20 protein-coding genes are annotated in these 20374 nt (G+C 71.8%); 12 read left to right on the top strand and 8 right to left on the bottom strand.

The annotated features are described in order from the left end of the window. Nucleotides 1-52 precede the first annotated feature (52 nt). Nucleotides 53-1495 (top strand): XRE family transcriptional regulator, encoded by a 1443-nt coding sequence (locus WFJ97_RS05605; protein ID WP_247955793.1) that lies wholly within the window; start codon nt 53-55, stop codon nt 1493-1495. A gap of 33 nt (nt 1496-1528) precedes the next feature. Here the strand turns inward: WFJ97_RS05605 and WFJ97_RS05610 are convergent, their stop codons facing one another. Then, nucleotides 1529-2623 (bottom strand): winged helix DNA-binding domain-containing protein, encoded by a 1095-nt coding sequence (locus WFJ97_RS05610; protein ID WP_336640757.1) that lies wholly within the window; start codon nt 2621-2623, stop codon nt 1529-1531. Nucleotides 2624-2775: 152 nt separating this feature from the next. Between WFJ97_RS05610 and WFJ97_RS05615 the strand changes: the two genes are divergently transcribed. Beyond that, nucleotides 2776-3147, top strand: coding sequence for a DMT family transporter (locus WFJ97_RS05615; RefSeq protein WP_336640758.1), 372 nt, complete (start codon nt 2776-2778; stop codon nt 3145-3147). Next, the gene (locus WFJ97_RS05620) at nt 3144-3461 is read left to right on the top strand and encodes a DMT family transporter (protein WP_247623066.1); all 318 of its coding nucleotides are present in this window, start codon (nt 3144-3146) and stop codon (nt 3459-3461) included. Before WFJ97_RS05615 ends, WFJ97_RS05620 begins: the two co-directional genes overlap by 4 nt. A 22-nt stretch (nt 3462-3483) precedes the next feature. Here the strand turns inward: WFJ97_RS05620 and murQ are convergent, their stop codons facing one another. Both murQ and WFJ97_RS05630 read right to left on the bottom strand, forming a co-directional pair. Further along, nucleotides 3484-4419, bottom strand: a complete 936-nt coding sequence (gene murQ, locus WFJ97_RS05625) for an N-acetylmuramic acid 6-phosphate etherase (protein ID WP_247623067.1) — start codon at nt 4417-4419, stop codon at nt 3484-3486. Continuing rightward, entirely contained in the window at nt 4409-5311 is a 903-nt protein-coding gene (locus tag WFJ97_RS05630; RefSeq protein ID WP_336640759.1) for an N-acetylglucosamine kinase, read from the bottom strand. Before WFJ97_RS05630 ends, murQ begins: the two co-directional genes overlap by 11 nt. Before the next feature lie 64 nt (nt 5312-5375). Between WFJ97_RS05630 and WFJ97_RS05635 the strand changes: the two genes are divergently transcribed. Next, nucleotides 5376-6236, top strand: coding sequence for a MurR/RpiR family transcriptional regulator (locus tag WFJ97_RS05635; RefSeq protein WP_247623069.1), 861 nt, complete (start codon nt 5376-5378; stop codon nt 6234-6236). Nucleotides 6237-6242: 6 nt separating this feature from the next. Here the strand turns inward: WFJ97_RS05635 and WFJ97_RS05640 are convergent, their stop codons facing one another. Next, nucleotides 6243-7367: a DUF998 domain-containing protein gene (locus WFJ97_RS05640; RefSeq protein ID WP_336640760.1), complete on the bottom strand. Its 1125-nt coding sequence runs from the start codon at nt 7365-7367 to the stop codon at nt 6243-6245. Nucleotides 7368-7451: 84 nt separating this feature from the next. On the opposite strand from WFJ97_RS05640, the gene WFJ97_RS05645 reads away from it, so the two are divergent. After that, nucleotides 7452-8102 carry an HAD-IA family hydrolase gene (locus WFJ97_RS05645; RefSeq protein WP_336640761.1) on the top strand — a complete coding sequence of 217 codons (651 nt, stop codon included), beginning with the start codon at nt 7452-7454 and terminating at the stop codon, nt 8100-8102. Between the two features lie 38 nt (nt 8103-8140). On the opposite strand, the gene WFJ97_RS05650 is transcribed toward WFJ97_RS05645, so the two are convergent. Both WFJ97_RS05650 and WFJ97_RS05655 read right to left on the bottom strand, forming a co-directional pair. Further along, nucleotides 8141-8734: a TetR/AcrR family transcriptional regulator gene (locus tag WFJ97_RS05650; RefSeq protein WP_336640762.1), complete on the bottom strand. Its 594-nt coding sequence runs from the start codon at nt 8732-8734 to the stop codon at nt 8141-8143. 42 nt (nt 8735-8776) lie between these two features. After that, nucleotides 8777-9211, bottom strand: a complete 435-nt coding sequence (locus tag WFJ97_RS05655; RefSeq protein WP_247623073.1) for an Lrp/AsnC family transcriptional regulator — start codon at nt 9209-9211, stop codon at nt 8777-8779. Between the two features lie 150 nt (nt 9212-9361). On the opposite strand from WFJ97_RS05655, the gene WFJ97_RS05660 reads away from it, so the two are divergent. Genes WFJ97_RS05660 through paaZ form a run of 7 tightly spaced genes read left to right on the top strand, consistent with a single transcriptional unit; the run spans nt 9362 to nt 17760 of the window. Then, nucleotides 9362-10489, top strand: coding sequence for a thiamine pyrophosphate-dependent enzyme (locus WFJ97_RS05660; protein WP_336640763.1), 1128 nt, complete (start codon nt 9362-9364; stop codon nt 10487-10489). Beyond that, nucleotides 10486-11535: an alpha-ketoacid dehydrogenase subunit beta gene (locus WFJ97_RS05665; protein WP_442928382.1), complete on the top strand. Its 1050-nt coding sequence runs from the start codon at nt 10486-10488 to the stop codon at nt 11533-11535. The genes WFJ97_RS05660 and WFJ97_RS05665 overlap by 4 nt, the downstream gene beginning before the upstream one ends. Then, nucleotides 11532-12878 carry a dihydrolipoamide acetyltransferase family protein gene (locus WFJ97_RS05670; protein ID WP_336640764.1) on the top strand — a complete coding sequence of 449 codons (1347 nt, stop codon included), beginning with the start codon at nt 11532-11534 and terminating at the stop codon, nt 12876-12878. Before WFJ97_RS05665 ends, WFJ97_RS05670 begins: the two co-directional genes overlap by 4 nt. A gap of 10 nt (nt 12879-12888) precedes the next feature. Next, the gene (locus tag WFJ97_RS05675; protein WP_336640765.1) at nt 12889-14076 is read left to right on the top strand and encodes a thiolase family protein; all 1188 of its coding nucleotides are present in this window, start codon (nt 12889-12891) and stop codon (nt 14074-14076) included. Beyond that, on the top strand, nt 14073-14813 hold the full coding sequence (locus WFJ97_RS05680; protein WP_336640766.1) for an enoyl-CoA hydratase/isomerase family protein: 741 nt from the start codon (nt 14073-14075) through the stop codon (nt 14811-14813). Before WFJ97_RS05675 ends, WFJ97_RS05680 begins: the two co-directional genes overlap by 4 nt. A 23-nt stretch (nt 14814-14836) precedes the next feature. After that, nucleotides 14837-15682: a 3-hydroxyacyl-CoA dehydrogenase family protein gene (locus tag WFJ97_RS05685; RefSeq protein ID WP_336641860.1), complete on the top strand. Its 846-nt coding sequence runs from the start codon at nt 14837-14839 to the stop codon at nt 15680-15682. Further along, nucleotides 15679-17760: a phenylacetic acid degradation bifunctional protein PaaZ gene (gene paaZ, locus WFJ97_RS05690; RefSeq protein ID WP_336640767.1), complete on the top strand. Its 2082-nt coding sequence runs from the start codon at nt 15679-15681 to the stop codon at nt 17758-17760. The genes WFJ97_RS05685 and paaZ overlap by 4 nt, the downstream gene beginning before the upstream one ends. Here paaZ and WFJ97_RS05695 read toward each other — a convergent pair. Together WFJ97_RS05695 and WFJ97_RS05700 are read right to left on the bottom strand one after the other, a co-directional pair. After that, entirely contained in the window at nt 17736-19031 is a 1296-nt protein-coding gene (locus WFJ97_RS05695) for a hypothetical protein (protein WP_336640768.1), read from the bottom strand. The two genes, paaZ and WFJ97_RS05695, sit on opposite strands and share 25 nt — an antisense overlap. Nucleotides 19032-19063: 32 nt before the next feature. Continuing rightward, nucleotides 19064-20353: a hypothetical protein gene (locus WFJ97_RS05700; protein WP_336640769.1), complete on the bottom strand. Its 1290-nt coding sequence runs from the start codon at nt 20351-20353 to the stop codon at nt 19064-19066. Between the last annotated feature and the right edge of the window lie 21 nt (nt 20354-20374).

Genomic DNA, 20374 nt, shown 5'->3' on the forward strand with positions numbered 1-20374 from the left:
TTTCGACGATCCCGGTCGTAAATATCGCGATTCTTTCGTCTAAGATCAAGGAATGGCGTCCTCCGGCATCCATCTCACGACCCTCGGCCATCGCATCCGTCACCACCGGCAGGCTCAGGGGTTCACCCTCGACGAGCTCGGCGCGCTCGTGGGCGTCGCGGGGTCGCAGCTCAGCCTGATCGAGAACGGCAAGCGCGAGCCGAAACTCTCGCTGCTGCAGGCCATCGCCCAGGCCACGGGCACCGAGGTCACCGACCTCATCTCGGGCGAACCGCCGAACCGCCGCGCGGCTCTCGAGATCGAGCTCGACCGCGCGCAGGAGAGCCCGGTGTTCCGCCAGCTCGGCATCTCCCCCGTGCGCGTGACGAAGGGCATGAGCGACGAGACGATCGAGTCGGTGCTGGGCCTGCACCGCGAGCTCCAGCGCCGCGAGCGCGAGGCCATCGCGACCCCGGAGGAGGCCCGCCGCGCCAACACCGAGCTCCGGCTGCGGATGCGGGCGCAGAACAACTACCTGGGTGACATCGAGAAGCTCGCCGAGAAGCAGCTCAAGGCCGCCGGGCACGTGCAGGGCGCGCTCAGCCACCGCACCGTGAGCATCATGGCCGAGCGCCTCGGGTTCGAGCTCATCTACGTCAACGACCTGCCGCACTCCACGCGCTCGGTCACCGACCTCGAGAACGGGCGCATCTACCTGCCGCCCGCTTCCATCCCCGGCGGCCACGGCCTGCGCTCCATGGCGCTGCAGGCGATGGCGCACCGCCTGCTCGGGCACACCCCGCCCACCGACTACGCCGACTTCCTGCAGCAGCGCCTCGAGATCAACTACTTCGGTGCATGCTGCCTGCTGCCCGAGACCGCATCCGTCGCCTTCCTGCAGCAGGCCAAGAAGGATCGCAACCTCGCCGTCGAGGACTTCCGCGACGCCTTCGGTGTCACGCACGAGGCCGCGGGGATGCGGATGACCAACCTGCTCACCCAGCACCTGGGCATGTCGCTGCACTTCCTGCGCGTGGACTCCGACGGCGCGATCACTCGCGTCTACGAGAACGACGACCTGCCCCTGCCCATGGACGTCACCGGGGCCGTCGAGGGTCAGCGCGTGTGCCGCAAGTTCCAGGCACGGGCGGCCTTCACGCAACAGAACCGCACGACCGAGCATCACCAGTACACCGACACTCCGTCGGGCACGTTCTGGTGCTCGACCCAGACCGGGTCGTCGGCCGACGGCGAGTTCTCGATCACGGTGGGCGTCCCCTTCGACGACGCACGCTGGTGGCGCGGTCGCGAGACGACCGATCGCGCGGTGTCGAACTGCCCCGACGAATCGTGCTGCCGACGCCCGTCGTCGGAGCTGACGGAGCGCTGGAACGGCAAATCATGGCCGAGCGCCCGCGTGCACACGCACATGTTCTCGCCGCTGCCCCGTGGCGCCTTCCCCGGCGTCGACGACAGCGAGGTCTACGAGTTCCTCGGGCGTCACGCCGAGGAGTGATCCACGGCGTCCATCTGCGGGTCGCTCCGCGGATCAGGCCGCGGCACCGAGGAATGCCGCATGACGCGCGAGCGCGGCGCGCACCTGCTCGTCGATCTTCGGATCGAGCGCCGGCCGCTCCCCCGCCGGGAACAGCTCGACGACCGCCTCACCGCCCCCGCGTCCGGATGCCGGCGGCAGACGCCACACCCCGACCACCTCGCCGTCGACGACCACGACGGGGCGCACCATGCCGTTCTTGCCCGGACCGACCGCGGCCAGCCCCTCGGGCGGGCACACGAGCGTGCGATCCGCATAGGAGATGTAGTACTCGTCGAAGGCTCCGAGCACCTGCACCTGTGGCGCCCCGGGCGAGCGACGCGGCGGTGCGACCGCTGCATAGGTGCCCTCCTCGACCTCGACCACGCGGACGCCCGCGCGGGCCACGGCCTCGCGCGATGCCCCGAGGGTGAGCCCCGACCACCACGCGAAGTCCTCGACGCGCACCGGTCCGTGACCGTCGACGTAGCGTACGAAGAGCTCGGCGAGCGGATCGTCCGGCTGCTCGGGATCACGGATCCACGCGTCGGTCGCGACGAAGCGCTGTTCGCGGGTGAGCCCCGCGGAGGTCGTCGCGGGCACGACCGGGCCCTGACAGATCTCGCCCCGCATCGCGAGAGCTCCGAGCAGATGCACGCCGCGCTGATCCCGCGGGTCGATCCCGGCATCCGACCATCGCGCGAAGGCCTCGGCGCGGGAGCAGCCGCCGTCGCGGAGCAGCGGGTCGATGATCGCGGCCGCCCGCCGCAACAGCTCGTCGTCGATACCGAGATCGCGATGGCGCGTCGCGGCGGCCGCCAACTGACGCGCCCCGGTGACCGACAGCACCCACCCCAGATCTCGTGCCGGGATCGTGTGCAGGGTGCCGCGCATCGTCCAGGCGCGCACGAGGTCGCCGCGATCGAACGCGCGATCGACCGTTTCCCAGGCGACGGCGCCGCGCGTGCGGGCAGCCAGCGCCCATCGCCCGGCGGTGAAATCCTGGCTCTGCACCGCCAGCATGTGCCGCGCCGCCTCGACGACCGACGCGGCGCGGGCGGTGAGCCGATGCGAGCGAAGGCGCTCGCGGCGCAACGACGTGCGGTTCATGTCCCCATGATGCCCGGTACCCCCGACACCCGTTCCCGCGAGACCCGTTCACCTGCCGGACAGGGAATCCTGCGAGCATCCGACGCGTTCTCCCCTGCGGCGCACGAGCCCCGGCATCCGCCGTCGGCACCGCCGCTCCCGAAAGGCCCTCGATGTCAGACCGACCCCACCGCTCGCCGTGGCCGCCCCTGCTGATCGCGATCGCGCTCGAGGTATCGGCGACGCTGTCGCTGCGCGCGGCCGAGGGCTTCACGCATCCGCTCTGGCTGATCGTGGTCGTCGCCGGGTACACCGGGTCGCTGTGGTTGCTCTCGGTCGTGCTCGATCGGGGGATGCCGGTGGGCGTCGCCTACGGCATCTGGTCGGCGATCGGCGTCGTGCTCACCGCCGTGCTGGGCACCGTGCTGTTCGGTGAGGCCCTCGGCACGGTGCAGATCATCGGTGTCGGCGCGATCGTGATCGGCGTGCTGCTCGTCGAGCTCGGCTCGCACGCCCGCCCGACCTCGACGGAGGTCGTCTCGTGATCTGGCTGCTGCTGGTTCTCGCGATCGCCAGCGAGGTCACCGCCACACTGAGCCTGCGTGCCTCGGAGGGCCTGCGCCGCCGCCGGTGGATCCCCGTGATCGTCGTCGGCTACCTCGCCGCGTTCTCGCTGCTGGGTACGATCCTGGCGATGGGCATGCCCGTGGGCGTCGCCTACGGGATCTGGGCCGCCGCCGGCGTGGCGATCACGGCCGTGATGGGCCGCATCCTCTTCAAGGACCACTTCTCGGCGATGATGGCCGCGGGCGTCGCGCTCATCGCGGTCGGCGTCGCATTGATCGAGTTCGGGCACTGACCCCCGCGGCAGACGGGCGAGCTCAGCTCAGCGCCGAGATCGCCTCGCGCAGCAGACCGTCGGCCGCGTCGAGGGCGGAGGCCGCGTCGGCGGGCGTCGCGCCGGTCGCGAGGATGAGCACCGCGAGCTTGACCGATCCGTCGGCGGCGGCGAGCGCGCGCGCGGCCTCGTCGGTGTCGACCCCGGCGAGCTGCGACACCGTGCGGATCGACCGCGCGTGCAGCTTCTCGTTGGTGGCGAGCAGATCGACCATGACGCCTCGGTAGGTCTTGCCGAGCTTGATCATCGAGAGCGTCGTGAGCATGTTGACCACGAGCTTCTGCGCGGTGCCCGACTTCAGGCGCGTCGACCCGGAGATGAACTCCGGGCCCGTCACGACCTCGATCGCGATGTCGGCGGCGGCACCGATCGCGGAGGCCCGGTTCGAGGCGATCGCGACCGTGAGTGCGCCCAGACCGCGGGCGTAGTCGAGTCCGCCGATCACGTAGGGCGTGCGTCCCGAGGCCGAGATGCCGACGACCGTGTCGGATGCGGTGAGCTGCAGTTCCGCCAGTGATGCGGCCGCGGCGTCGGCGTCGTCCTCGGCGTTCTCGACGGCCGAACGGATCGCCGTCTCACCGCCCGCGATGATGCCGACCACGAGCGACGGGTCGGTTCCGAAGGTGGGCGGGCACTCGCTCGCGTCGAGCACGCCGATGCGACCGGCCGTCCCCGCACCGATGTAGATGAGGCGCCCTCCGCGACGGAAGCGCTCGGTGATGCCGTCGACGGCGGCGGCGATCTGCGCGGCCTCCGCGGCCACCGCTCCCGCCACCCGGGCGTCCTCGGCGTTCATCCGCTCGACGAGCTGTGCGCTCGTCAGCAGGTCGAGGTCGCCGCGCTCGGTGGTCGCGGCCTCGGTGTCGAGCTTCGACAGCTCCTCGATCAGAGCGGTGAGTCGGGTGTCGTCATTCGGCACGGTGCACGAACCTTTCGTGAGGGAGATCGAAGCGGGTGGCGAGCAGAAGGGCACCGTCGATCGCGTCGCCGACGGGCGGCCGGACCCGGCGGCCGGCGGCGGCGAGCGCGTCGGTGAGCTGCGCACGGAACCAGGCGTGGTCGGTGAGTCCGCCGTGCAGCACGACATCGGGCGTCGTGGACGCCGCGACGGCGGAAGAGGTGAGCAGGCGGGTCGCCTCGGCGGCGATCGCCCGGGCGGCCTCATCGCCGGCCTCGGCGGCATCCAGGGCGAGCGGAGCGAGGGTCGCGAGACGTCGGGCGAGTGGATCGCCGTGCGCGAGCCAGGGGATGATGTCGGATGCCGTGCCCACCGGTGCCGCGATCGCCTCGGTGAGAGAGGTCACGGGTCCGAGGCCGTCGGCGGCGCGCAGCACGGCGCGGAGCACCTCGCGGCCGAGCCAGGAGCCGCTTCCGAGGTCGCCGACGTCGGGACCCCAGCCGTCGACGAGACGGGCGCCCTCGGCATCCGTTCCGAGGGCGGCGGCGCCCGTGCCGGCGATGAGAAGCACGCCGTGGCCGCCGTCGAGCGCTCCGGCGTGGGCGGTGACGACGTCGGAGGTCACGGCGACGGGGGCCAGCACGCGCGCGGCGAGGAGACCGGCCAGGCGCTGCGCGGCGGCGGGTGCGGCCCACGCACCTGCCGCCCCGATGGAGAGGGCCGAGATCATCCCGTCCGGTACCTCGGCGAGCACGGTCTCGACCGCGGCCAGCGCGGCACTGACACCGTCGGCGGCGGCGAGCCCCGGCGCACCTGTACCCTCATGTGCAGGCCGGCGTGTCGGATCGGCGACCACCAGTCGGCAGCGCGACTTGCCGAGGTCGACGGCGAGCACGCGGGACATCGAGATCATAAAAATAGTCTACGCAGATTGACGGCGACATGAAAGAATTCTTCACAGCCGGAAAGGGAGATGAATGAGCATCCAGACGACGATCGCGGCTTCGGTCGATACGCTGCCGCCCTCCCTCGCCCGGATCGCCCGCGCCGTCGCCGACAACCCCACCCAGGTGATCGAGAGCACGATCACCGAGCTCGCCGCGTCGTGCGACACCTCGGTCGCGTCGGTCGTGCGCTTCTGCCGCGTGATCGGGGTGAGCGGTTACGCCGCGCTGCGTCGCACCCTCGCCGCCGAGCTCGGGCGCGAATCGGTCAACTTCGGCACCAACAGCGGGTTCGGCGCCGAGATCGCCGCCGACGACAGCCTGCGTGACGCCGCCCGCAAACTCGCCGCCCTGGAACGCCTCGCGATCGAGGAGACCGTCGAGCGCCTCGACTACGACGCGCTCGGAGCCGCCGCCGAGGCCATCGAGGGCTCGGGGCGCATCCTGCTGTTCGGAATCGGGGCGAGTCGCCTGGCCGCCGCCGATCTCGGCCACAAACTGCTGCGCATCGGCCACAACGCGATCGCTCTCGACGATGCGCACGAGGCGAGCGCCGCCGCCGCCCTGCGCACCTCGCCCACCGTCGCGATCGGCTTCTCGAACTCGGGAACGACCCCCGAAGCCGTGCTTTTCCTGCAGGCCGCCCGCGACACCGGTGCCACCACGATCGGCATCACCGGCGCCGGTACCTCTCCCCTCGCCCGCGCCTCCGATCACCTCCTCCTCACCCACGCGCGCGAATCCCGCTTCCGCGCCGGCGCGATGGTGAGCCGCATCGCCCAGCTCGCCCTCGTCGACTGCCTCTTCATCGGCGCGGCGCAGTTGCGCCGCGATGTCGCGGTCGACGCCCTCGAGCGCAGCGCCGCCGCGACCCGGGCGCTGCGCGGCGAGTAGCCGTTCTCAGGCGGTGTCGACGGCGTCCGGCGCCGCCGCGGGCTCCGGTGACCGCTCATGGATCGAGCCCGCCGTGCGCAGGAACACGATGATCCAACTGAAGATGAGCACCGCGGCGATCAGCTCGACGGCGGTCAGGTTGTAGTACCCGGTCGCGAAGAACACCGCGAGCAGCACGATCACCAGCACGTACGCCCACCCCAGCAGCACGAAGACGCGCGGGATGGTGCGCAGGAACCACGGCAGCCCGACGACGATCACGGCGAAGGCCACCGCCATCCCGGTCGCGACGGTGTTGTGCACCGCGAAGAACTCGTCGACGGGGAAGATGCCCACGCACGCCAGGAAGATGCCGATGAGGATGAGACCCGTGCGCACGATCGTGCGGCCGCGCCGGTCGATCGGGTCGGTCGAGGGAAGGCCCGCGGTCGCGTAGCGCGAGATCGTCGTGACCATCACGCCCGCGATGATCAGGGTGACGTTGAAGGCGTACGAGGCGCTGTTGGAGCTCATGCCCAGCGCCGAGAGGTTGTCGCGCCACCAGTGCGGATCGCTGGAGGCGAGCATGCTCGCGAAGGCGCCGATCACGAGGAACACCGCGAGCACGAGCGACAGGGTCATCGGGGTGAGCGCGACGGAGCTGAGGAACGACACGTACGCGGTGAGTGCGAAGGCGACACCGATGAGCACCGCTCCGGGGAACGCGAACACCGGCGCATCCGTGAAACTCTGCTCGAGCAGCTTCGCGATCCCGAGCCAGCCGAGGTAGGCGATCGCCGCGTGGGCGAAGGCGATCGCGAGCAGGTCGTACCAGCGCAGACGGTCGCCCGGCACGCTGAACCCGTCGCGCACGGCATCCGGATCAGCATCCTCGGGGCGGGCGACGAGACGTCCGAGCGCGAACGCGAGGGCCGCGGTGGCCGCTCCCCCGTAGGCCGCGAAGTTGCCGATCGATCCCGTGCCGCTGATCGCCATCTCATGGCCGAAGAACACGGGGAAGGCGACGAGGAAACCGATCACGAGGAACAGCGCCCCGACGATGAGCGCGGCGGCCTCGAGCACGGCGTCGTCGCGCGCCGGCCCCCGCACCTGCCGGAGCACCTGGCGGACCCGTTCGGCGATCGCGTGCATGCTGCACCTCCCGCCGCCATCCTAGGGTCGCGGCGCTCGCCGATGGGGGCGGATGCCGCGGCGCCGCGCCGTTAGCCTGGAGGGGTGACCGAGACCCTCCACGCCCGCGCCGTCCTCCTCGACATGGACGGGACCCTGGTCGACTCGACGGCCGTCGTCGAACGCCTCTGGCTGGAGTGGGCGCAGCCGCACGGGCTCGACCCCGCCACGGTGCTGCGGGTCATCCACGGCCGCCAGGGCCACCAGAGCATGTCGATCCTGCTGCCCGAGCGCGACCACGCGATCAATCTGCACGAGAACACCGTCATGCTCGCGAACGAGAGCAGCGATGTCGCGGGCGTCGTCGAGATCACCGGAGCCGCCGCACTGCTGCAGGCGCTGCTCCCCCACCCGCACGCGATCGTGACCTCGGCGAACGTCGAACTGATGACCGCGCGCATGGGCGCGGCGGGGCTCCCCCTGCCCGCCCTGACGATCACCGCCGAGAGCGTCTCGGCCTCGAAGCCCGACCCCGAGGGCTTCCTCCGCGCCGCAGCGGAGCTCGGTGTCGATCCCGCCGACTGCATCGTGTTCGAGGACTCGGGTGCCGGCATCCAGGCCGCGCACGCCGCCGGCATGCGCGTGGTCGGCGTCGGCCCGCACGCCCACGCGCATGACCCCGAGGTGCAGGTCGACGACCTCACCCGCGTCGCCGTGACGGCGACAGACGACGGCTTCACGCTGACGATCGGCTGACGACCCGCGCCGCACGCCGGAGAGGCGGATGCCGCGGCTCAGCGCGTACGGAGCCCGTCGAGGGCCACGGCGAGAACGTCGCGGGCGAGGGCTTCGCCCCCTTCGGGACCGCTCGGGCGATACCACTCCACGAGGGAGTTGACCATGCCGAAGAGCAGGCGCGTCGCGACCGAGGCATCCACATCGGCGCGCACCGCGCCCTCCTCCTGCGCCGCGCGCACGATCGCGGTCACGGCCTGATCGAAGGCGCGCCGACGTTCGAGCGCGCGCCGTTCGACCTCGCTGTTGCCCCGCACGCGCAGCAGCAGCGTGACCGAGGGCAGGTGCGCCACGAGCACACCGACGGCACCCTCGAGCACCGCGGCCAGACGGTCGCCCGGGCGCACGGCATCCGTGGCCGCCAGCACGCCCTCGAGACCGTCGAGCGCCTCGTCGAGGGCCGTGTCGAGGATCTCCTCCTTGGAGGAGAAGTGGTGGTAGAGCGCGGCCTTCGACAGCCCGAGCCGGGCGGCGAGGGCCGCCACCGAGGTGCCGTCGTACCCGGACTCGTTGAACACCGCCACCGCCGCGTCGAGCAGACCCCGGCGGTCGTACCCGGGGCGCCCGCGACGGACGGGGTCGGCTGCGCTCATCGCCCCAGTCTGGCACGCGGGCCGCGCGGCGAGGGTGGCCGCTCAGCGCTCGAAGTCCTCGAAGATCAGCGTCGTGCGGGTGGTGCGGATCGACGGGATCGCCTGGATGTCCTCGAGAACGATCCGGCGGAGATCGCGCGCATCGTTCGCCCGCACGAGAAGGATCACGTCGAAGTCTCCGCCGACCAACGCCATGTGCTCGATCTCGGGGATCGCCCGCAACCGATCCTGCACGAGCTGCCAACTGGCCTGCTCGATCGCGAGCGTGACGTAGGCGCTCGCGTGATGGCCGAGCTTCGCGGGATCCGTGCGCACGGTGTACCCCGTGATCACCCCCGCATCGGTGAGCCGTCGGATGCGGGCATGGGCGCCCGCCCGCGAGATGTGCACGGCATCCGCCAGCGCGGTCATCGACGCCCGCGCATCGCGTCGCAGCTCGTCGAGGATGGCCCGGTCGATCTCATCCAGCGTGGTCATGGCACTCCTTCGTCCCGCGTCGAATTCTGACACTTCGGCGAGCGCGAGCGCAACGAGCGCGCAATCGTCCAGCATTCGGCCGCACCTCTTGGACGACTGCGCGCGAGAGCGCATGCTGTCGTCATCAGGTTCGGCGAGGAAGGCGACCAGATGAACGACGACATGCTCCCCCGCGACGAGGCGGTGCAGCTCATCGCCCCCGACGGCACGCTCACCGAGGACGCGGACTATCCGCTCCCCGACCGCGGCGCGCTGCTCGACGCCTACCGCGGACTCGTCGAGGGACGCCGCTTCAACGACCAGGCGAGTGCACTGGTGCGCCAGGGCCGCCTCGCGGTCTACCCCTCGTCGCACGGGCAGGAGGCCTGCCAGGTCGCAGCCGCGCGGGTGCTCGACGGCGCCGCTGACTGGCTGTTCCCCACGTACCGCGACGCCGTCGCCATCATCGGACGCGGAGTCCCGCCGGCGGAGACCATGGTGCTGCTCGCCGGCGACTGGCATTCGGGCTACGACGTGCGTGCGCACCGCGTCGCCACGCAGTCCACGCCCCTCGCGACCCAGTTGCTGCACGCGGTCGGCTTCGCGTACGCCGCGAAGCGTCGCGGCGACGACACGGTCGTGCTCGCCCTGTGCGGCGACGGCGCCACCAGCGAGGGCGACTTCCACGAGGCGATGAACTTCGCGGCGGTCTTCCGCGTGCCGGTGGTCTTCTTCGTGCAGAACAACGGATTCGCGATCTCGGTGCCCCTCTCGCGCCAGACCGCTGCCCCCTCGCTCGCGCACAAGGCGATCGGCTACGGGATGCCGGGGCAGCGGGTCGACGGCAACGACGTCGCCGCGGTGCTCTCGGTGCTCGGCGCGGCCGTGCGGCGAGCACGCGCGGGCGACGGCCCCACGCTCGTCGAGGCGCACACCTATCGGATGCAGGCGCACACCAACGCCGACGACGACACCCGCTACCGCGAGCGTGCCGAGGTGCAGGCCTGGGTCGAACGCGACCCGCTGCGGCGGCTGCGCACGCACCTCCGCGCGGTCGGAGCGCTCGACGACGAGACCGAGGCCCGGTTCGCGGCGGATGCCGAGACCCTCGCGACCGAGCTGCGCACCGCATTGAACACCGACGCCGACCTCGATCCCGAGGATCTCTTCCGATTCGTGACCGCGACCCGTTCCCCTCAGCTCGAGGAGCAGTGGGCGATGCTGCGGGGCGAGATCGAGCGCACGGCGGCGGCATCCGGCCAGGCGGAGTCCGCCTCTCGAGAAGGAGCATCCCGATGACGATCGCGCAGGACGGCACGCATCTCGACGGCATCGGCGCGGGCGTCGATGCGGACGGCCAGGCCCCGGTGACGCTCACGATGGCCGCGGCGCTGAACCTCGCACTCGCCGACGCCCTGACCGACGACCCCGAGGTCGTCGTCTTTGGGGAGGACGTGGGGGCGCTCGGCGGGGTCTTCCGGGTCACCGACGGACTCTCCGCGCGCTTCGGCGAGGATCGCTGCTTCGACACCCCGCTCGCCGAGTCCGGGATCGTCGGCACGGCGGTGGGCATGGCGATGAACGGCATGCGCCCCGTGGTCGAGATGCAGTTCGACGCTTTCGCGCTGCCCGCGTTCGAGCAGGTGGTGAGCCACGTCGCGAAGTACGGGAACCGCACGCGCGGAGGGGTGCGGATGCCGCTGGTCATCCGCATCCCGTTCGGTGGCGGCATCGGCGGGGTCGAGCACCACTGCGACTCGTCGGAGGCGTACTACGCGCACACCCCGGGGCTCACGGTCGTGTGCCCGTCGACCCCGCAGGATGCCTACTCGCTGCTGCGGGCGGCGATCGAGTCGCCCGATCCGGTCGTGTTCCTCGAGCCCAAGAAGCTGTACTGGACGCGCGGCGAGGTCGACACCGCGCACCGCGTCGGCCTCGGCAGCGCCCGGGTCGCGCGCACCGGCACCGATGTGACGCTGCTCGCCTACGGCGCGGCCGTGCCGCTCGCGCTGGAAGCCGCCGAGGCCGCAGCCGCCGAGGGCCGCAGCGTCGAGGTCGTCGATGTGCGCTCGCTCTCGCCCTTCGACGACGCCACGGTCACGGCCGCCGTACGCGCCACCGGTCGGGCGGTCGTGATCGCCGAGGCACCGGGCTACGCGAGCGTCGCCTCCGAGATCCAGTCCCGGGTGTTCGAGCGCTGCTTCGAGCACCTCGAGGCACCGGTGCGCAAGGTGACGGGGTTCGACATCCCTTACGCCCCGCCGAAGCTCGAGCACTGGTACCTGCCCGACGTCGACCGCGTGCTCGACGCGATCGACACGCTGCACTGGGAGGACGAATCGTGAGCACCCTCACCGCGCACGTCTTCCGGTTGCCCGATCTGGGCGAGGGTCTCACCGAGGCCGGTCTCGTGCAGTGGCTCGTCGCGGTCGGCGACACGATCGCCGTCGATCAGGCGATCGCCGAGGTCGAGACCGCCAAGAGCGTCGTGGAGCTGCCGTCCCCCTTCGCGGGGGTGGTGACCGCGCTGCACGGCGACGCCGGCGACACGATCGCCGTCGGCGCCCCGGTGCTGGAGGTGTCGGGTGCCGCGGCGGCGAGCGCCTCATCCCAAGCCGTCCTCCCCGAGAGCGCGGCGCACGAGGACTACCGAGTCGAGGAACGCGCAGGCTCGGGCAACGTGCTCATCGGCTACGGCACGAGCGAACGGTCGGCGAGCGGACGCCGCCGACGGTCGGCCGTGCACGACTCCGCCGCGAGGCCCGCCGAACCGGCGGAGGCACCCTCCGCCCGCACCGTCGCGGTGCGCTCGCCGATCGTCCGTCGGCTCGCCCGCGACCTCGGTCTCGACGTGCACGCGATCCCCGCGACCGGAGCCGACGGTGCCGTGACGCGCGCCGACGTGCTGCGGGCCGCGGTCGATCATGCCGTCGACGGCGCGCACGCACCGGCATCCGCGGGTCCGGCGTCGTCCGCCGACGAGATCGACGGCCTGCGCGTGCGCGCCCGCGACCGCCTGTCTCCGCTGCGTCGGGCCGTGAGCGCCCGCCTGAGCCGCAGTCGCGCCGAGATCCCCGAGGCGACCGTCTGGGTGGACGTCGACGCAACGCGTCTCTGGGATCTGCGGCGCGAGATCGCCGCGGCCGGCGAGCGCGCGCCGTCGCTGACCGCGCTGTTCGCCCGCTTCGCCCTGCTCGCGCTCGAGGACCACCCCGTGCTCGCCTCGCGTCTGGATGACGGCGGCGAGGAGCTCATCGCGTTCGAGGGCGTGAACCTCGGGGTCGCCACCGACACCGAGCGCGGGCTGCTCGTGCCGGTCGTCCCCCGCGCGCACGAGCTGAGTGTCGCGCGACTCGACGCCGCGCTGCGCGAGCTCGCCGAGACCGCCCGGGCCGGCGCGATGCCGCCCGAACGGATGCGCGGTTCGACCTTCACCCTCAACAACTACGGTGGACTCGGCGTCGACGGGTCGGCTGCGATCATCAACCACCCCGACGTGGCGATCCTCGGCATCGGACGCGTGCTCGAGCGCCCCTGGGTCGTCGACGGCGAGGTCGTCGCCCGCCGCATCGCCCAGCTGTCGCTGGTGTTCGATCACCGCGTGTGCGACGGCGGCTACGCCGCGAGCTTCCTGCGGCAGCTGGTCGCGCTGATCGAACAGCCGTTACGCGCCTACGGGCGCGTGTGAGGAGGCCGACATGACCGAGGCGTTCCTCATCGGCGGGGTCCGCACCCCGATCGGGCGCTACGGCGGCGCCCTCTCCGGCATCCGCCCCGACGACCTCGCCGCCCTCGCGGTGCGCACCGCCGTCGATCGCGCCGGAGTACCGGATGCCGCGATCGACGAGGTGATCCTGGGGGCGGCGAACCAGGCCGGGGAGGACAACCGCAACGTCGCGCGCATGGCCGTGCTGCTCGCGGGGCTCCCCGACGACATCCCGGGTCTGACCGTGAACCGGCTCTGCGCCTCGGGGATGTCGGCCATCGCCCTGGCGGCCCAGGCGATCCGCGCGGGGGACGCCGAGCTGCTCGTCGCGGGCGGCGTCGAGTCGATGACCCGGGCCCCGTGGGTGCAGGCCAAGCCCGAACGGGCGTGGGCGAAACCGGGCGCCGTCGTCGACACCTCGATCGGCTGGCGGTTCACGAACCCGCGCCTCTCCGCGCGCGCAGGCACCACGCTCTCGATGCCGGAGACCGCGGAGGAGGTCGCCCGGCGCGACGGGATCACGCGAGAGGACGCCGATGCGTTCGCGCTGCGCAGCCACGCGCTCGCGATCGCCGCGATCGACGCGGGACGCTTCGCCGACGAGATCGTCGCCGTGCCCACGCGCGCCGGCGAGGTCGACGTCGACGAGGGCCCGCGCCGCGACACCGACCTCGGCGCGCTCGCGTCGCTGCGCCCCGTCGTGGAGGGCGGCCGCCTCGTCACCGCCGGCAACTCGAGTTCCTTGAACGACGGGGCCTCCGCCGTGATCGTCGCCTCGGGTGAGGCCGTGCGCCGCTATGGCCTGACACCCCGTGCCCGCATCGTCACGGCGACCTCCGCCGCACTCGCTCCGGAGATCATGGGCCTCGGTCCCGTGCCGGCGACCGAGAAGGCACTGCGGCGCACCGGCCTCGCGGTCGACGCGATCGGGGCCGTCGAGCTGAACGAGGCGTTCGCTTCCCAGTCGCTCGCCTCGATCCGCCGGCTCGGACTCAACCCGGAGCGCGTCAATCGCGACGGCGGAGCGATCGCCCTCGGGCACCCGCTCGGGTCGAGCGGGTGCCGCATCGTCGTCACGCTGCTCGGGCGCATGGAGCGCGAGGGGGCGGGGCTCGGACTCGCGACGATGTGCGTGGGCGTCGGGCAGGGCACCGCCATGATCCTGGAGCGGGTGGCATGAGCGACCCGCTGCTGATCGAACAGCGCGACGACCGCGTGCTCGCCACGCTCAACCGACCGGAGCGCCGCAACGCCATCGACCTCGCCACGATCGATGCCCTGCACGAGCTCTGCGCCGAGCTGGAAGCCGACCCCCGCACGCTGATCCTCACGGGTGCGGGCGGCGACTTCGCGGCGGGCGCCGACATCGCCCAACTGCGCGAGCGCCGCGCCGACGATGCGCGCCGCGGGATCAACGCCACGGCTTTCCTCCGCGTGGCCGAACTGCCGATGCCGGTCATCGCCGCCCTCGACGGCTACGCGCTGGGCGGCGGTGCGGAGCTCGCCTACGCCGCCGACATCCGCATCGCCACCGCGTCGCTCCGCATCGGCAACCCCGAGACCGGACTCGGCATCCTCGCCGCTGCCGGCGCGACCTGGCGCCTGCCCGAGATCGTCGGCCACGCCCGCGCCGCCGATCTCCTGCTCACGGGCCGTGCGCTGGGCGCGGACGACGCCCTCGCCTGGGGGCTCATCTCGGCGATCCATCCGCCCGAGCAGTTGCTGCCCGCCGCGCACGCGCTCGCGGACCGCATCGCCGCGAACGACCCGCTCGCCACCCGGCACACCAAGCGCGCCCTCCGCGCGCCGCGTGCGGAGCATCCGCACATCGACGGAGAACTGCAGGCTGAGCTGTTCGAGAGCCTCGAGAAGGAGCGCCGCATGACCGCCTTCCTCGATCGCACGGATCGCTCGTGAGCGCGCCGGCCGTCGTCGGCGTGATGGGCGGAGGGCGTATGGGCGCGGGCATCGCGCACGCGTTCCTGCTCGCCGGATCGCGAGTGGTCGTCGTCGAGCGCGATACGGAGGGCGCGGATGCCGCGGCGCTGCGCATCGACGAGAGTCTCCGCCGTTCCGCCGACCGCGACCCCGGTCTCGATGCGGGCGAATGCGCCGCGCGCCTCCGGGTCACGACCGATGTCGAGGCGTGCAGCGAGGCTGCACTGGTCGTCGAGGCCGTGCCCGAGGACCGCGTGCTCAAGGAGGACGCGCTCGCGCGGCTCGAGCAGGTGCTGCCGGCCGAGGCCGTGCTCGCCTCGAACACCTCATCGATCTCGATCGACGACCTCGCGCTCGCCCGCCGACTGCCGGAGCGCTTTCTCGGGCTCCACTTCTTCAACCCGGTGCCCTCGTCGGCGCTCGTCGAGATCGTGCGGGGAGCGGCCACCGACCCGGCCGTCGTCGATACCGCGCGCGAGTGGGTCGCTCTGCTCGGCAAGACTCCGATCGTGGTCGCCGACTCCCCCGGCTTCGCGTCGTCGCGCCTCGGCGTCGCGCTCGGCCTCGAAGCCATTCGGATGCTCGAGGAGCGCGTCGCATCGGCTGCCGACATCGACGCCGCCATGACGCTGGGGTACCGGCATCCGGTGGGCCCGTTGCGCACGACCGACCTCGTGGGGCTCGACGTGCGTCTCGGGATCGCCCAGGAGCTCGCCCGCGAGTTGGGTGAACGCTTCGAGCCACCCGCTCTGCTGCGCCGGATGGTGGCCGAGGGGCGGCTGGGACGAAAGAGCGGCGCAGGCTTCTACGACTGGACCGACCCCGACTCTCCGAAGGAGACGCGATGACCGAGTACCTGCCCAGCTACATCGAGGGCGCCTGGTGGACGCCCTCGACCGGATCACCCTCGACGGAGGTGCGCGACGCCTCGACCGGCGAGCTCGTGACCCGCGTGTCGACCACGGGTCTCGACCTCGCGGCGGCGCTCGCGCACGCCCGCACGATCGGGCAGGCGAGCCTCGCCGCGCTCACCTTCCACCAGCGAGCCGTGCTGCTCAAGCAGTTCGCGCTGGCGCTGACCGCCCGCAAGGACGAGCTGTACGCGCTCTCGGCCCGTACGGGTGCGACGGCCGCCGATTCGTGGGTCGACATCGACGGCGGCATCGGCGTGCTCTTCTCCTACTCGGGCAAGGGACGCCGCGAACTGCCGAACAGCACCGTGCGCATCGACGGCCCGGTCGAGCCCCTCTCGAAGGACGGGTCCTTCCTCGGCCGCCACGTGCACACCACGCTGCCGGGCGTCGCCGTGCAGATCAACGCCTTCAACTTCCCCGTGTGGGGTGCGCTCGAGAAGTTCGCCCCCGCCTTCCTCGCGGGAATGCCGACGCTGATCAAGCCCGCGACCCCGACCGGCTACCTCGCCGAGGCGATGGTGCGCATCCTCATCGAGTCGGGCCTGGTGCCCGAGGGCACACTGCAGCTCGTGAGCGGGAGCGTGCCCGATCTCTTCGACCACCTGCTCCTCGGCGACATCGTGGGATTCACCGGCAGCGCCTCGACCGCCGAGTCGCTGCGGCGGAGCGCCGCGGTGCAGACCGGGGGCGTGCGTTTCACGGCCGAGACCGACTCGATCAACGCCTCGGTACTCGGCACGGATGCCACGGTCGGCACGCCCGAGTTCGATGCCTACGTACGCCAACTCGTCACCGAGATGACGACGAAGGCCGGGCAGAAGTGCACGGCGATCCGTCGCGTCATCGTGCCGGAAGGATCGGCGGATGCCGTGATCGACGCCGTGCGCACCCGCCTCGCGGAGCGCACGGTGCTCGGGGACCCCCGCGCCGAGGGCGTGACCATGGGCCCGCTCGCCTCGCTCGCCCAGCGCGACGAGGTGCTGCGACAGGTCGCCGCGCTGCAGGATGCCGGTGGACGGATCGTGATCGGCACGACCGCGACGCCGGAGGTGCGTCGCGCCGACGGAACCACGGGGCAGATCTCGGAGGGGGCCTTCGTCGCGCCGATGCTGCTGCGCTTCGACGACGCCGAGGCGGATGCCGTGCACGGCGTCGAGGCCTTCGGCCCGGTCGCCTCGATGCTGACCTACTCGACCATCGCGGAGGCCGCAGGTCTCGTCGCCCGCGGCGGCGGTTCGCTGGTGACGAGCATCGCGACGCACGACCCCGCGCAGGCGGTGGCGCTCGCGACCCGCATCGCGCCGTTCAACGGTCGACTGCTGGTGCTCGACCGCGACGATGCGCGCTCGTCGACCGGACACGGATCCCCGCTCCCGAACCTCGTGCACGGTGGACCGGGGCGGGCCGGCGGTGGCGAGGAGCTGGGCGGGATCCGGGCGGTGCTGCACCACATGCAGCGCACCGCGGTGCAGGGATCGCCCGAGATGCTCACGGCCCTGACCGGTGTCTGGCACACGGGCGCCGCGGTGCGCAGCGACGGACGGCATCCGTTCCGCCGATCACTCGCCGAACTGCGGGTCGGCGACCAGGTGGCCTCGGGATCGCGCACCGTGACCCTCGACGACATCGAGACGTTCGCGCGCTTCACCGGCGACACCTTCTACGCCCACATGGACGAGGCCGCGGCGGCGGCGAATCCGTTCTTCCCGGGGCGGGTCGCCCACGGCTATCTGCTCGTGTCGTGGGCAGCAGGGCTCTTCGTCGATCCCGAGCCCGGTCCGGTGCTCGCGAACTACGGACTCGAGGACCTTCGCTTCGTCACGCCGGTATCGCCGGGTGATGAGATCCGCGTCGAACTGACCGCGAAGCAGATCACGCCGCGCGAGACCGACGACTACGGCGAGGTGCGCTGGGACGCCGTCATCCGCAATCAGCGCGACGAGACCGTCGCGACCTACGACGTGCTCACGCTCGTGAGCAAGCAACCTCAGGGCGAGACGGTGCCCGCCTGATTCCGGAGAGCGTCGAGGGTGTACTCGCGACGCGCGGTGCCGTCTTCGGCGGTGATCCCGATGACGACGGCTCCCGGCGTCGTGATGTCGCGATCGGTGTGGAAGAGCATGACCCGGCCCTCGCGCGTCGACACCTCGTAGAAGTACAGTCCCGCGGAGACGACGCGCACCGAGGTTCCCTCCGGGAACGCCGTCATGGCGCTCTCGATCGGATCTCCGACCCCGACGGCTCCGGCACGCGGAAGCCCGGAGCCGTCGACGGGCGGTTCACCGTACAGCGCGATCTTCCCGGCGAGGATCGTCGCGACGGCCGTCCCGCCCTCCTGAGCCTGGACCTGCAGATTCGCGGATCCATCCGGGTTCGTCAGCGTGCGAACGTCCGGGGGCCATTCGGAGGCGGAGACATCGGCGTCGGGCACCGTCGCCACGGCCGCATCGATGTCCTCCCCGAGGCGGAGCGGACCGACGCCGTCGAAGCCGATCGCCCAGTCCGACCAGGCCGCCGCAGCGTCAGCGGCGGGAGGATCGGTCGGCGTCGCCGGTGGGTTCGCCGTCAGCTCGCCGATCAGGAGATCCCGTGCCTGGGCGGCGCGTGCCTGCAGAGCACGAGCGGCCGCGTCGGCATCGATGACGGAGTCCCCGGTGTACGAGTGCCAGAACTCCACCAGGACGTTGCCCACCGACGCGATCCCGAAGTAGTGCCGGAAGCCGCTGTCGGGCGTGCCCAGCTCGATCGATCCGACGACCGTGCGCACATCGTCCTCGTCGATCGCCGCGCTGTCGAACGACGACGCGCTCTGGTCGAACGTGAACGTCGCGCACTGCTCCGACGCGGCGACGTAGTCGTCCATGCGTCGCTCGGCCTGTCCTTCGTCCGCGAACTGCAGCACGCTCAAGCGCCCCTGCCGCTCGTTCTCCGCCTGCCAGGTGATGCTGCGCGCTCCGATCGAACCGAGCGAGGCTTCCAGGAAGAACACGCCGCAGGTCTCCGGATCGAACGTCGCTCCGAACCCGTCCGCGGCCTGCAGCAGTGAGGCCGACGGCTCCGAGAACTCCGCCGCACCGGGGACGACCGCCGCGATCTCGTCGGCCGAGAGCAGGAACCAGTCGAGCTCGTCACCGACGAAGTGGAGCGGTCCGTCGTAGGCCGCGGGCTCCGGAGTCTCGGGGGCCGCCGTCGGGGTCGGGTCCGGCGTCGGGTCGGGTTCGGGCGCGCACGCCGGGAGCCCGAGCAGCGCCCCGGCCGCGACCATCCCGACCAGAAGTCTCATGAGCGAGCGCATCGGCGGCATCCCCCGCCCGCTCATCCGAACACCAACGGCGCGCGCAACGTCGCATCCTCCACACCGATGCCCGTCACGACCGCTGCCGGATCGGCGGGGTCGCGGTCGGAGCGGAACCGCACGAACCCGCCGTCTCGTGTGGCCGACTCGTAGAAGTACTCGCCGGAGGCGATGACGGTCACGAAAGTCCCTTGCGGGAACGCCGTGATGGCCGCACTCACGGGATCCCCCACGCGCACTCCGCCGGCCGAGGGCAAGGAGGCTCCCGGGTGGACCGGTTCGCCGTAGACGTTCGACACTCCGACCGTCACGCTCTCGACGAGTTCGCCGCTCTCATCGGTCCAGATCCCGACCGATGAGGATCCATCGGCGGCGGTCAGCCACCACGGGCTCCCCGCCCACTCCGGCTCGACCGCCCGAGCACCCGGTACAGCGGCCAGGGCAGCATCGAGATCACTGCCGAGCACGATCGGGCCGACGGCCGCGGTGCTCATCTCCCACGCACTCCACGGCGTTGACGGGTCTGCCGCCGTCGGTGTCTCCGACGGAGTCGGCGGATTGGCCGTCAGCTCCGCGATGAGGGCGTCGCGGGCGGAGCCGCTGTGCTCTCGCAGCATCTCCGCCACCGCCTCGGCGTCGATCGTCGATCCGTCGACCCCCGTCTGGAACAGCTCGACGATGACGTTCCCCATCGACGCGTAGCCCTTGTGATACCGCCACTCGCCATCGACGTACCCCTCGGTCAGCGTTCCGGCGATCGCCTGCACGTCGTCACCGTCGCCGACCATTTCGGCGTCGAACCCGGACTCCCGCTCCAGCACGTAGGAGGCGCATTGCTCCGTCGCCGCGCGAAGCTGGTCCATCCGCGCTGCGACCTGCGCCTCGTCGGCGAGCTGCAGCACGTGCAGCCGTCCCACGGCGTTGTCGCTTCCCTCGAGGGTCCACGTGAGGGTCCGCGCCGCGACCGATCCCAAGGACATCTCTGCGGAGAGCGCGCCGCAGATCGAGGGGACGGGCACCGGCCCACCCCCGTCGGAGATCTGCTCCAGTGCGCTCGACGGTTCGGACATCTCCGCGATGCCCGGCAGGAGCGCGCGGATCTCGTCCTCCGAGGGGAGGAACCAGTCGAGCTCGTCACCGACGAAGTGGAGCGGCCCGTCGTAGGCCGCGGGCTCCGGAGTCTCGGGGGCAGCCGTCGGGGTGGGATCCGGCGTCGAGTCGGGTTCGGGCGCGCACCCGGAGAGTCCGAACAATGCCCCGGCCGTGACCAGGCCGAGGACGAGCTTCGTGAACGACCGCGCGTGCGGCATATGACCCTCCGATGATCCGCT

This window comes from Microbacterium sp. USHLN272 (assembly GCF_037149655.1).
GTDB lineage: Bacteria > Actinomycetota > Actinomycetes > Actinomycetales > Microbacteriaceae > Microbacterium > Microbacterium galbinum.